The organism is Paenibacillus sp. Lou8.1, from assembly GCF_024213565.1.
In the GTDB taxonomy this organism is placed as follows: Bacteria; Bacillota; Bacilli; order Paenibacillales; family Paenibacillaceae; genus Paenibacillus; species Paenibacillus polymyxa_B.
In genome coordinates this window covers 59759-73604 of the sequence record NZ_JANAVN010000010.1, presented here as the reverse complement: position 1 = coordinate 73604, position 13846 = coordinate 59759, and the positions used below count along the sequence as shown (strand labels likewise).

General features: G+C 47.7%; 8 protein-coding genes. 4 read left to right on the top strand and 4 right to left on the bottom strand.

Annotation, left to right across the window (positions count from 1 at the left end; translation table 11 throughout):
* Positions 1 to 24: 24 nt before the first annotated feature.
* The 4 genes from NLX78_RS15530 to melA all read right to left on the bottom strand — a co-directional run bounded on the left by NLX78_RS15530 (position 25) and on the right by melA (position 8182).
* Positions 25 to 2700 carry a PAS domain S-box protein gene (locus tag NLX78_RS15530; protein ID WP_254350902.1) on the bottom strand — a complete coding sequence of 892 codons (2676 nt, stop codon included), beginning with the start codon at positions 2698 to 2700 and terminating at the stop codon, positions 25 to 27.
* Positions 2701 to 2865: 165 nt separating this feature from the next.
* Positions 2866 to 3801, bottom strand: coding sequence for a nucleoside hydrolase (locus NLX78_RS15525; RefSeq protein ID WP_254350901.1), 936 nt, complete (start codon positions 3799 to 3801; stop codon positions 2866 to 2868).
* Positions 3802 to 3974: 173 nt separating this feature from the next.
* Positions 3975 to 6137, bottom strand: coding sequence for a glycoside hydrolase family 6 protein (locus tag NLX78_RS15520; protein WP_254350900.1), 2163 nt, complete (start codon positions 6135 to 6137; stop codon positions 3975 to 3977).
* 545 nt (positions 6138 to 6682) lie between these two features.
* Positions 6683 to 8182 carry an alpha-glucosidase/alpha-galactosidase gene (gene melA, locus NLX78_RS15515; RefSeq protein WP_254350989.1) on the bottom strand — a complete coding sequence of 500 codons (1500 nt, stop codon included), beginning with the start codon at positions 8180 to 8182 and terminating at the stop codon, positions 6683 to 6685.
* A gap of 218 nt (positions 8183 to 8400) precedes the next feature.
* On the opposite strand from melA, the gene NLX78_RS15510 reads away from it, so the two are divergent.
* The 4 genes from NLX78_RS15510 (at position 8401) to NLX78_RS15495 (ending at position 13783) form a co-directional block, all read left to right on the top strand.
* Complete coding sequence (locus tag NLX78_RS15510) at positions 8401 to 9399, top strand: sugar-binding protein (RefSeq protein ID WP_254350899.1); 999 nt, start codon at positions 8401 to 8403, stop codon at positions 9397 to 9399.
* The gene (locus NLX78_RS15505) at positions 9396 to 10844 is read left to right on the top strand and encodes a sensor histidine kinase (RefSeq protein ID WP_254350898.1); all 1449 of its coding nucleotides are present in this window, start codon (positions 9396 to 9398) and stop codon (positions 10842 to 10844) included. The genes NLX78_RS15510 and NLX78_RS15505 overlap by 4 nt, the downstream gene beginning before the upstream one ends.
* Complete coding sequence (locus NLX78_RS15500) at positions 10819 to 12156, top strand: response regulator transcription factor (RefSeq protein WP_254350897.1); 1338 nt, start codon at positions 10819 to 10821, stop codon at positions 12154 to 12156. Before NLX78_RS15505 ends, NLX78_RS15500 begins: the two co-directional genes overlap by 26 nt.
* Positions 12157 to 12382: 226 nt before the next feature.
* Positions 12383 to 13783: a sugar porter family MFS transporter gene (locus NLX78_RS15495; RefSeq protein ID WP_209941085.1), complete on the top strand. Its 1401-nt coding sequence runs from the start codon at positions 12383 to 12385 to the stop codon at positions 13781 to 13783.
* The last annotated feature ends 63 nt before the right edge of the window (positions 13784 to 13846 follow it).

Here is a 13846-nt window from a genome sequence, read left to right as displayed (position 1 = left end):
ATCATGCATCACGGCTATCTCTTATTAGCCTTCCTTTGACTCATAAGGTTCATCACGGCTTATATTCGCAAGTGTTGAACCTTCCGGCAGCTTAAGATTCAGCTGGAACCGGAACGTCGCTCCTCTGGCCTCATCGCTATCCACACCAATGGAACCCCCCATCAGCTTAACCAAGTTTTTACAGATGGACAATCCCAGTCCTGTCCCTCCATATTTTCGGTTCAGTGCCGGATGAAGCTGGGAAAAAGGCTGAAATAATAGATGCTGGCGGTCTGCTGGAATACCGATCCCAGTATCCGTTACACTGAACTCAATCAGGCATCTATTTTTACGACGGCTGTAAGCCTTTCTCTCCACAAAGATATTTACACGCCCTCGCTCCGTAAATTTGATCGCATTGCTCACCAAATTCACCAGCACCTGTCGAATACGCACATGATCACCGACCAGCATCCCCGGCATTTCCTGATCTATATGCCATTCCAGTTCAATGCCTTTTTCCATAGCCTGCGTCATGAATAGGTCAGCCACACTGCCGACCACATCATCTAGCACAAAGGACTCGTGAAGCAAAGACATCTTGCCAGCTTCGATTTTGCTCAAATCCAGTATCTCATTCAATATCTGCATTAAAGCACCGCTGCTGCTGGTAATAATGTCTATATAGCTACGCTGCTCCTCATCCAATTCAGTATCTGCCAGTAACCCTGCCATGCCTATAATGCCGTTCATCGGTGTACGGAGCTCATGACTCATCACAGAGAGAAACTCTGACTTGGCCCGATCGGCGCGTTCAGCAGACTCCTTGGCCCGAATGATCTCCTTTTCATTCGTCCTGTCTACAAAAACCATTACAGCCCCTTTTCGCTCGCCATTATCCATCAAAGGACTGATTCGATAGGAGGCCAGAAAGCTGGACCCGTCTTTTTTCCAAAATACAGCTTCCTCAGCCTGATAAGAGGCTCCGCTTCGAATCGCTTGAAGAATAGAGGACTGTTCGTCTGGAAAATGACTGCCAATTTCGTCAGCATGGCGGATCATATCTATGCATGCGCCATTCAGCGGATTGGCCGAACTTACACCGAACATCTCGACAGCTGCCGGGTTCATAAAGCGGACATGTCCTTCGTTACTTAAACCCACAATTCCTTCGGATACGGCATTCAAAATAAGCGAATGCTCATTACTAAGTTTTTCAATTTGAGCAATGTAGCTTTTGAGAGGGGTCACATTTTCTATAATCCCGTAGCAGCCTACAATTTCCTCTTGCACGAAAATCGGGATATTCGTCATCTTAATGAATAGACGCTCCCCCTCCTTATGTATGAATTCCGATTCATAGGTTTGCGTCTCACCCTGCTTGGCCAGTTCCATATGACGCTTGATTTTGTCCTGTTCCTCAGAGGAAGCCATGATAAGTATGTCAGCCCCAAGCAGCTCATCCTTCGTATAACCCGTAAGCTCCACCAAGCTCGGATTCACACTCAAGATATGACCTTCCATATTCACGGCGCATATCCCAAGTGGATTATGCTGAAACAGTGACCTATAACGGTTTTCACTTTCGCGCAGACGCTGCTCCATTTCCCGGTGCTCTGTAACATCCTGGATCATACCAACCACTTGAACGGGCTTGCCTGCATGCTCGTCCATTTCAGCTTCCCAGATTGAACGCAGTACTTTTTGTTCCCCATTGGGCAATACAATCCGGTAAAAGGTTTCTTCGTGAACTCCCTTTAATATAACGTTGGTGATAATCTGTTTCATGCGCTCTGTATCTTCTGGATGAACAGCCGCCATGAGCGCGTCAATACTTGTTTCAACCGGCTTGACAAGATAACCAAAAATGCTACGAAATTCCTTGGAGAAATGCATAACATTGTTGACCAGATCCCAGTCCCATGAGCCGAACATCGCCAACTGCTGAGCTTTTGCCAAATTCTCCTCGCTCTTCTGGCGCTCTGTGATGTTGCGTCCGATGGACAGTACTCGCTTGATTCTGCCCTGTTCATCCCGAATAATGCGGTACGATACTTCCAGCCACAAATAGTGCCCGTCCTTATGACGAACACGCCGCTTCATGATGCCTGTTTCCTTGAAGAGTCCATGTACACGCATATAATCGGCATCTTCAACATGGTAGAATTGGAGCCGCTTTTTGCCGAGCATTTCCTGCTTCGTATAACCTAGGAGTTTTTCCACCGAAGGAGAAATATATTGGAGTATGCCGTCCGCTGTGCTATATGAGATAACATCCGGCGTATTTTCCGTAATCAGCATGTACAAATCCTCATTATCCGAGAGCACCTGCTCCATATCTTTTTTCTCCGTAATATCCATTGCATACGCAATCAAATAAGATTGTTCGGTAGCCTCATCATCAAATATGGTTAATTCCAGCGATAGCCAGACGGATGTTCCCCGTTTATGTTTCAAACGCAGCTCTGTCTTATAGACTTGATCTGTAGCCTTAAGCCAACCTGCGTAAGCCTCCCTCAACCCTTGCTGATCCTGAGCCTCTTTATATAAGAGATGGTAATATCGGATATCTAGTAATTCCTCCTGCTCATATCCGACCATTTTGCAAAAGGCGGGATTGACGTACAGGCACTTCCCCTCCCTCGACAAAATCACGATTCCTGTCGGGGCATGATTATACATATGTTCCAGCAAAGGCAGTCGTCGAGCAGCAGAAAACACAATGAATCTCCTCCTTTGTGGTCCGGCAGTTTTTCTAACTATACCTATTCTAACATGATATGGAATTTTTATAACGGTGAGTCCGCCTCTAGATGAATGCCCTTAAAACATGTATGCACAAAAGATTGCCGATGCAGGTTCATCGGCAATCTTCGAATTATTTTTTTATACCACCCGGCTAAGAAAATGACGCAAAAATCGCTCCGCATCGACTTTAAGTGCCACGTCAACCGTAGTCAGTGCTTGAGCTTCGTTCTCATTTTGCACCTCACGGGTGCGACCAACCTCGGTGGAATCGCCCACCTCAACGGCAATGTGCATTGGACGCGTCTCCACAAAGCTGGAATCTATCGCTAATCCTACAGCCAGTGGATCATGCAAAGCACATCCTGCTATACCAGGTCTGAAGTTGCGATAAGCTTCCATATAAAAATCTGTCATATCTGCCATAAACGCACCCAGCTCGGTCCCTTGCTCACGCCATTTGTCCACATCCTGCTGTGGAAGCAGTGTTTGCATCGTGACGTCCAGCCCAACGAGCGTAAGCGGAAAGCCCGCTCCCAGCACATAGGCTGCGGCTTCTGGATCGGCGTAAATATTCGCTTCAGCCGTCGGAGTTACATTCCCTTTCACTGTGACCGCGCCGCCCATGATGATCAGGCGGTCAAGCAATTGGGGCAATTCGGGACAGCGATCCAATGCAATCGCAAGATTGGTCAGCGGTCCCACAGCTACCAGGGTAAGTTTGCCTTCATAGCGACGAGCCTGTCCGATTATAAAATCAGCGGCATCCCCAGACGCAGCCTGACGGGAAGGTGCTCCTTTCAACTGATTGCCAATACCGTCTTCGCCGTGAATATGCCGGGAATAAGGTTTAAACAGCTCCCGAGTATACGGCTTGTGAGCGCCAGACACGACCGGAGCCTCTACCCCCAGTTTTTCCAGCAGAATCAGTGAGTTACGTGTTGCCTCCTCCACCGAGATATTACCAAAGGTGGTTGTAATACCGAGTAGCTCCAATTCCGGCGAATGGACCGCGTACGCAATAGCAAGCGCGTCGTCAATGCCAGTATCTACATCTAAGATTAACTTTTTGCTCATGATGACCCTCCACAGTAGAACAGCATTCTTTTGTTCATTATACACAATTTCAATGCTTATTCCCTTGGTCATCAAATTCTTTATTCGAAGACGTAAAAAAGGCTACGACAGTTATACCGTAACCTTCTTTTAATACTTTTCAATCATTCAAGGGCACATGTTCTGACCAAATCCTAAGGCTCGATTCCCCACACCAGCTTATCATTGTGGAACAACGTTGCTTTGTTCCATTCTGCATAAGAGGTTTTGGTTGGATCGAAGGAGTAATCATTGGATTCGTCCAGATTAGACCAGTCGCTATTGTTCATGCGGATCTGAATATCACCTGTTTGCGCTCCGGCAGCAAGCGTACCGGCAGCAGCACTGAAACCAATTTCAATATAGTTGTCAGTAAAGGTACGCAGCACGTTATCATTACCTACTTGCGCATAGTCTACTGCAGATTGCAGCTCCTGGCTGCCATCTTTCGTGAAATAGTAACGGACTTTGAGCTCACTCAGCTTCACAGGTGTTGTTCCTTTATTTTTCAAGTTAAAGAAAGGCTTGACTGCGTTATTCGCTGGATCAGTGTCCCCGGCCCGATACATTACAACCAGATCTCCCGCTGGTTCTGTAGGATCTGTAGGGTCTGTTGGATCAGTCGGTGTACCTTTAGGTTCAGCGCTTACCGCTGCGGAATCCTTACTTGTTCCTTTCGCATTCGTAGCACTTACAACATAGAAGTAAGTTGTTCCGTTCGTCAGTCCCTTATCCGTGTACTCTCTTTCCGTTACAAGAGGCGCAACGGCTGTAAAAGGACCTGCTTCGCTAGTAGCGCGTTTGACCGTGTAGCTATCGGCACCAGTAGACGCATTCCAAGTCAGCGTTACTTGAGCATTGCCCACAACAGCCTTTAAGCCTGACGGTACAGCCGGAGCTGTAGGCGCTGGGTCCACACCACCAGTGGAAGGCACGATAGCAGGGTACGCATTTTGTACCAGCATCACAAACTGATCATGGAACCATGCTCCTGAAATAGGTGCATTCGGTAAAGCATCTGTTAATGTGCCATCCTTGGTTGTATAGGTAGGATCACACATACGGTCAAAGCCTTTACCCTCATCGTTCGGAATGAGTGAGCTGGAACCATCGGAATCACCCGGAGGTTTCGCCCAGACATAGGCATCGATATGGCCAGCTGGAGCCGTTTGTGGCGGCGTTCCCATACCTGCTCCACTGTTATTACACCAGTTACCACGGTGTGAGCGTTTGTCTACACGGCCTGAGTTTACATAGGAGTTAATATCATTGCCGACTGCGGAAGTCGGACGGTTAGGTCCTCCCCATCCATTACGGCCTGTATCAATTAACATACCGAGTGAGCTCGGCCAGCCTGCGCTGACAAAATCTCTATGCAATGCCTCTGCGAAATCCGATTCATCGAAATTAGGATTCCATTCGTAGTACTTGGACGATTTGATCGGCTGTCCGCCGATATTCAGATTTGGATCAGGTAAATTAGGTTCTGTCAGCGGTGAAGTGTTGGCTGTATTCGTGATAAAGCCATCTACACTGGCCAGACCTTTGCTAGTATCTTTGAAAATGGTTGTAAACAGGGATACCGTTGCTGAACGGTTGTTATCCCAACCTAACCAACCAGAGTGACCGATATCTACGTATTTGTACACATTCGGAATCTCGTTCAGCTTATTCATTGTGTACTTCACGCCAGCTTCATAGATTCCTGTAGACTTGGCTTGTGCACATTTCGGATCATCCAGATTAGTTACCAGATTTGGCAAACTGTCTGGTTCAATGATCGCTACGATACGAATATCCTTATATTTGGGATTTGCAAAAATAGCAGCTATTTTGTCAATATAATCCTTCTTATAGGTTTCCAGACCTGCCTGGGTCAGCGGCAATTCACCATTGGAAGCCAAGGCATGACAATCCCGTCCGGGCAGATCATACACAATAAATTCCGCCGTAATCGGTGTGCTGCCTTTCTTTTGCGCCAATACTTGATCCAAATGCGCTTCCAGGCCAAGCTTGCCTCCACCGCCGTTAATAGCAGCGATACGATCAAGCCATACGGCTGTCGGGAATGTTTTGACCGTTTGCATTTTTGCTTTCAGATTGGCATCCGTAATTTTGGCAATCGATGTGTCGACACTAGCCGCATAATCAGGGCTAATGTATTTTGTAGCCCCTTGGTAAGGATTGTCCACATGGGATTCTGCATGTATTTTATCCGTAAATCCTGCACCTGGTAGAAAGCTGCTTGCGACGAGTGATAGCGCAAAAGCATACTTCATGCTTTTACGAAGCACTTGCTTTGTTTTCAATTGCTTCACCTATCTTTCCGTGGATTTTGTTGAATCTTCCTATGTCGGCACCTGATTGTTACATGATTAAATGTGAGTTACGCCTACTCTCTCCAAAAAAAAGCGGCGTTCATAGTTGCGAAAGGTAAGCGCTTTCTATTTGTCCATGCGCTCACATTTTCCCCTTTTTGTCACCTCCTATGTTAGATTATAGTGAGCTGGAAATCTGCTGTAAATTGAATAAATTAAGGACTACATTATTAATTAGGCATATGAATTGCCACTCTAACGGTTCGTTGTGGCACCTCTTTTTCTGAAGTCGGTTTCTTCATTTGTTGAACATCCCTGCTATAACAAGCTTTCGGGAGATTTAGGATCGACGGCAAAAGAGCAAATTCATAAAAAGTAAGACCGTATTCTTTAATTTCCGTCAGCCTAAATCGACAATGATAAACTTCAGCACGCCAACTATGCCAAATCGTCATATCTATCGACAGCAAAAAGGTGCTTTCAGGCCCTCATGACCATGAAAACACCCTTTTATTGTAGTGAAGTCAATCTCTGCTATTATTGTTCTACACTTTTTCGCGATCCTTGCCTTTGTCGGATTGCCCTGCATTTTTATTGGCGGCATCCCGATCCAGTTGCATTTCTTCAACCGTCTTCACCTTAAGTCGTGCTGCTCCCTCATAGGGTCGGGTTGGAATCAGATCGCCTGCAGCCAGACGTTGACGCGCCTCGGCAATCGCTGCTCCATATTGCGGCAGCCATGCTTCCTGCGCCACCAGCATCTCATCGACCATCTGCCAAATTTCTTTCGGATTACACACCGCGCCCACTAGCGGATCCATCATAAACGCTTGCCGCAGCAGCTTATCATCTCCGTGTACAGTCGCTTCGACAGCCAAACGCTGGACGGAAATACTTACATTGCAGACGGCAGCAAGACCGAGCGGAAGATCTCCTACATGTGGCATGGAGATACCATTCCGATCCACATATCCAGGTGCTTCAATAATCGCGTCGTCTGGCAAATTGGAAATGACACCGTTATTTACGACATTAAAATGCCCCCGGTATACACGTCCGGTTTCCAGACCTTCGATAATGTATGAACCATGCTCTTCACCGCGATTTTCCGCCTTGTACTCCAATGGGTCTTCTTTCATCCAGTTAGGGAAATCTGTTTCAAACCAATTACGTCCTTCTGTACATACACGCAGATAGCCGCCTGTTTCTCCGTTGATCCAGCTGCCTAGATCAATCCAGTCCATAATTTCATTCGGACGCTTCCGGTACCAAGGTACATATTCACTGAGATGACCATTCGACTCTGTGCTGTAATAGCCAAAACGACGAAGCATGTCGATGCGTACCTTTTCGGTGCGGCTATATTCGGGATGTTTTTCAAAAGCCTCCAGCAGTCCGGCTGTCAGATCCTTGCCTTCATGTGACGCCTGAATGTACCACGTCTGGTGATTGATGCCGACACACACAATGTCCACATCCTGCTTCTCCAGACCATACACCTCGGCAATTTGGTGATGCCCATGCTGGACGCCGTGACATAGACCGATTGTACGCACACCGCTGTATTTATTGCAGGCCCACGTCATCATCGCCATAGGGTTCGAGTAGTTCAGCAGCAATACATCCGGTGCACTTAGCTCGCGGATATCCTTGCAAATCTCCAGCATTTCAGCGATGCCGCGCTGACCATACATGATGCCTCCTGCACACAGGGTATCGCCCACGCATTGATCCACGCCATATTTCAGCGGAATATCCACATCGGTCGCAAAGGCTTCAAGACCGCCAACCCGGATCGTACAAATGACGTATTTGGCATCCTTTAAAGCTATCTTTCGGTCCGTAGAGGACTGTATTTGTATCGATAAACCGTTCTCCCGAATATCCCGTTGGCACAGCTCAGTGACCATATCCAAATTGTGCTGACTGATGTCCGTAAAAGCCACTTCAATATCGTTAAATTCCGGCACTGATAACAGATCTCGTAAAATTCCACGGGTAAAACCGATGCTTCCTGCTCCAATAAACGCTACTTTAAATGACACGGCATTCAACCTCCGGTAATTAGAATGGGTATATACCGTCATTGTAGCAATAGGCCCGTGGAAAGCGTTATCAAAATCATGACCAGTTTCGTATTTAGGTGTCAAAAATCCTAACTTTCGCATCAATAAATGCTGCTTGCCGTTGACGATTGCTGCCTACGCTTCTTTTGTTGCTGTATAATGAATTAAGTCTCTAAATATTGACAAAGGAGCAAGACATGTCAAACCGTAAATGGACATTTATCCTAATCCCCGTCTTTCTGCTATTTGCCTGGCTGCTCTTTCAGTTCACTCTGTCTTCTTTTCAGATTCACCAATTTGCAGAGTTATTGAAGACGGTTTCTCCAAAAGACGGGGTTTCCGATACAAAAGTCGTACTGATATCACAGGAGTTGGATAATTATTACTGGCGGTCAATCGAACAAGGAGCCCGAAAGGAAGCGGAACAGTACGGTATGCGGCTCGATTATATCGGGCCGGACCGCATTAATCCGTCCGAGCAGGTCAAACTGCTGGATAAAGCGATCGCCAGTAAGGCGGATGCAATTCTGGTTCAAGGGATAAATGATCCAGAGTATCGCCGATTAATCGACAAAGCAGCCGGACTTGGCATCCCCGTCATCACGATCGATACGGATGAACCAGGCTCCCGTAGACTAGCTTACGTGGGAACGGATAACGAAGGAGCAGGAAAACGGATGGGCGCGCTGTTAGCGAAAGCCTCTGGAGAGCGTGGCGACATCGGAGTTATGATCAGTAGCGAGCGTGTCGAGAATCAGCGACTCAGGCTTACTGGATTTCGTTCCGTGATCGGTCGCTATCCCAAGCTCCGCATTGTGGAGATTCGCTCCTCAAATATTTCACGGCTTCAGGCAGCACAGCAAGCTCAGAACATGCTCACCCGGTATCCGCAGATCCGCTACATGGTCGGATTCAGTGCGCTGGACGGCCTTGGCATTCTGGAAGCCTCGGAGCGGCGCGGCGCGCGGAGTTTGCAGATTTTCGCTTTTGACGATATGGCCGAGACGTTGGAAGCCATCAGAGATTGCAAAATTGAACTGACCCTTGTTCAACAGCCAGAGGAAATGGGGGCTAAGGCCATAAAATTGCTGAATGATTATCTAAAGGGGAATGCCCCCCAGGAATTAACATACACCAGGATATATGAGATGCATGCGGACACTCCCGACAACATGTCCGGAGATGACAGACGATGACGATCAGAACGAAGCTGCTTCTGTTCATCCCTCTTCTAGTTGTGTTCGCCAATATCATCGCTTATTTTGTATTCCAAAGCGGAAAAGTCGTACAACAGAGCTACGATGAAATGCTTGGCCGAATTCTCCTCATTGAGCAAACCTCCGAATCGGCGGAGAGCAACTTAAAGCTCCTATATGCCTATCTGCTTAATCCAAGAGGCGATAAGGCTGTGCAGGGTCCGACAGAATACCAATTAATGCAGTTGAAAGCCAGAATTCAGGAAGTCTCCGACTCGACCGACCCTTCTTTCGCCGAGGAGGGCTACGTGAATCTGTTGGCCACATTTCTTAAAGAGAAACAAGCCGCAGTTCTGGATGCAAAGGCACAAGATCCTCAATCGGCTTTTGAACATTATATTGAAGCGGAAAAAACCGTCAGCTATATTCATGAGGAGGGTCAGCAACTGATCGATGATGAACTGGCTTATTACCGGCCAATCATTGAGAACATCCGGAACAAGAATGAGCGAATGAATGGATGGGGAGTAGCGTTGTTCGGCATGAACGCGCTGATGGGGGTTTTGCTTGCAATCTGGGTCTCGCGCAGCATTACTGGCCCTGTCGGCAGACTTGTCGGACTGGCGAAGCGAATCGCCACAGGTGATCTGAATATTAGGCCCCAACCGCGACGGGATGACGAGCTAGGCGTACTGTCGGACGCCATTTCGCAAATGTCCACCGATTTGAGTATCCTCATCGAAAAGGATAAACAGAGTCTGGAAATGCGGCGGCTTGTGAAGGAACTGGAGCTTCTGGCTCTGCAAAATCAAATTAACCCGCACTTTTTATTTAATACCTTAAATGTGCTCTCCAAGCTGGCGATCCTAGAAGGGGCGGAGAAAACCAGCGACCTGATCGTTTCGCTGTCCAATCTGCTACGGTACAGCCTGCAGAAGCTGGACAAACCCGTAACTCTCCAGGAGGAACTGGATCATATCCGCGAATACGTAACCATCCAGCAGGCGCGCTTCAGGGACAGAATTCGCTTTGATCTTCACTTTGACGCTTCCGTACTTCAGCAGCAAATTCCGGCCCTGACGATCCAGCCATTTATTGAAAACGCTTTTCTTCATGGTGTGGAAGATATGGAAAGCGGAGCCATTATCGTATTAACGCTGTCGAGAGCGAACGAAGATGTACAAATTGAAATTTCGGACAACGGAAAGGGCATGACAGAGGAAACCCGACTGTCCGTACTCCGTCTTAAAGGCGAAGCCGAAAGCGGCAGTTCAACAGGACTTGGAATGCAAAATGTGTTTAGGCGGCTGCAGTTGTTCTACGGAAAGGAAGAAGAAATGGTTGAAATCAATAGCAATATCGGACGAGGTACTACCATAACCATACGAATTCCAGTCAAGAAGGAGAGTGAGCGGACTGATGTATCGGTTGTTGATCGCGGATGACGAGGCTTTGGAGAGGGAAGGACTGGAATTGACAGTGGAACGGGCGATGCCGGGGATATTCCGGTTTATTCATGCTGGCAACGGCCGCATGGCGATTGAATGCGCGGAAGAGCACCGTCCCCATATTGCCATTCTGGATATCAATATGCCCGGAATTGACGGGCTTGAAGCGCTTCGTGAATTAAAGGAGCGGCTTTCCGATACCCGATTCGTGCTCGTCACTGCCTATGATTATTTTGCCTATGCCCAGAAGGCACTCTCTTTGGGCGTAAAAGAATATATTCTGAAGCCGGCGAAGCGAGAACTCATCATCGGCACTTTGAAACGACTGATTGAAGAAATTGAGTGCGAGAAGCGGGCACGTACGGAAGAATTGGAGCTTAAGCATAAAATCTCACAGTTAATGCCGCTCGCAGAAAATGAGCTGGCTTTAATGCTTATGGTCGACCAGACCGTGGATTCGAGCGCTTCCCAGCTATCAGAATGGCTGGACTTTCCTCTTGATCAGGGAAGCGCCATCATTGCCGCCTTTGACGGATATACGGACGAGCAGGATAAAAAGAAAATTTACGATCATTTCCGAAGCTATGTAAAAACGCATGGCCCGAATGCCATTGTAAGCTCTTTGATCGACCATCATGTAGCCACTTTTTTACGCAAGCCGCCTGCCACCAGCGAAAACGACTGGCGCCAGTTGGTTAAACACCTCGTTCAGCAACTTTCCGAGCTTGCCCAGCAGCAACTTGGTATAAAGACAGCCATTGGAATCGGATCGCTGCATAGCGGCGAGGAAGGACTTCGCAAGTCCTATTTCGAAGCCGTTTTTGCCTCCACCCTACGCAAACGGGATGGAGGTTACTGCCACTTTGACGAACTGAAGTCATCAGAGGCTGGAAACGCTTCTTTGCTTGCCGTCAAAGCGGAGAATGGAATGCTTCAGCAGACGTACGTCATGTCAGCACTGCAACGGATACGCGAACAGCGAGAGGTTCAAACACTGACTATGCTGGGTAGGGCGAAAATGTATATCGAGGAACGGTTCAACGATGATCTTTCGCTGGAAGAAGTGGCTGATTTTGTCCATTTGAATCCTCACTACTTCAGCAAAATTTTTAAACAGGAATACGGAGAAACATTTATCGACTTTGTAACCCGGCTGCGGATTGATAAAGCCATCTCTCTGATTAAGGCTGGCAACCTTACTCTTAAGGAAATCAGCTTTGAAGTGGGTTATAAGGACCCGAACTATTTTAGTCGCGTCTTTAAAAAGATAACGGGCGTTCCTCCCACTGAGTTTAAAGGCCAAAAATAGTGAGATTCATCCATGCCGACTATCGGCATGGATTTTTTTAAGCTCGAATGACAAGGTAATGCTAGGTTCAGCCCCTCTATCTCCGATTCGGGAACCGAAGCCAAAATCGTGCATGAAAAGGTCCGTTTATTGAAGACGATAACTGGCCTTTCTTTTATAAGCGCATGTTATACTTCTCCTCGAAGAACGGAATGAGGTTCCAGAGATCTGGAGGGGAGATGATCATATGGCAGTAATCATCAATAATGAAAGCGCTCAACAGAAAGCGCTTCAATCAGAAAAACCCAATATGCTTTTTGTGACGTTGGTATCCATCGTAGCTGCGCTCGGAGGCATCCTGTTCGGTTTTGATATCGCGGTTGTTTCGGGAGCAGTCGAATTCCTACAGCAGCGTTTTTCGCTGAGCGAATTTCAGGTTGGTTGGGCCGTGTCAAGTCTGATTGTCGGGAGTGTCACCGGAGCAGCTCTCTCCGGCTACATGAGTGAAAAGATCGGCAGAAAAAAGGTATTACTGGCCGCCGGATTTTTATTCGTCGTCGGCTCGATCTGCTCTGCGCTTCAAGACACGTTCACCGGGTATGTTATCTTTCGCATGATCGGCGGCATTGGCATAGGAATCACTTCCACCGTTTGTCCGGTGTACAACGCGGAGATCGCTCCCGCCAAATACCGAGGTCGTTTGGTTGCTTTAAATCAGTTGGCGATCGTAACAGGGATTTTCCTGGTTTATTTTCAGAATTCGTGGATCGTCAGCATGGGGGATGAAGCCTGGGGTGTCTCAACAGCCTGGCGCTGGATGTTCGGAGTGGGAGCCGTTCCGGGACTGATCTTTATGCTCTTGATGCTCTTCATACCCGAAAGCCCGCGATGGCTTATCAAACAAAATCGACCTTATGAAGCGCTGCCGATTTTGCTGAAAATTCACGGTGAAGAAGCCGCTAAGCAGGAAGTGCTTGATATCAAGGAATCATTCAAAAATGAGAACAACTCATTGAAACAATTGTTCGCTCCCGGTATTCGGGTCGCTCTCTTTATCGGTGTCATGCTCGCCATTATGCAGCATATTACCGGCATCAATGCCATTTTGTACTACGCGCCGGTTATCTTTAAAGGAATGGGACTCGGTACGGACGCTTCTTTGACCCAGACCATTTGGATCGGGTTGATCAATGTGTTGTTCACCATCGTATCCGTATGGCTGATCGACAAAGCGGGACGAAAAGTCCTGCTGATCATCGGCACCTCGTTGATGACCTGCTGTTTGGTTATTATTGGCGCCGCATTCAAAATGGGTTTGACCACCGGACCGCTCGTACTCATCATGATATTGATCTACGTGGCCTCCTATGCTATATCGCTTGGGCCGATCGTATGGGTTATGATCTCGGAAATCTTTCCGAACCGCATTCGCGGCAAAGCGGTGGCCATCGCTTCGATGGCATTGTGGGCCGGCGATTATCTAGTATCGCAGGCATTCCCTCCTCTGCTGAGTTCAGCCGGCCCGTCCAATACCTTCTGGTTATTCGGAGCCATCTCGTTGTTCGTCGTAGTCTTTATATGGCGCAAGGTTCCCGAAACCAAGGGGAGATCACTTGAACAGATGGAAAATATGTGGCTTGGGAAATGACCCAACTTTAGCCACGCCCTCTGAGTCATACCGACCTTAAATCGGCAATGGTTCAGAGGCTTC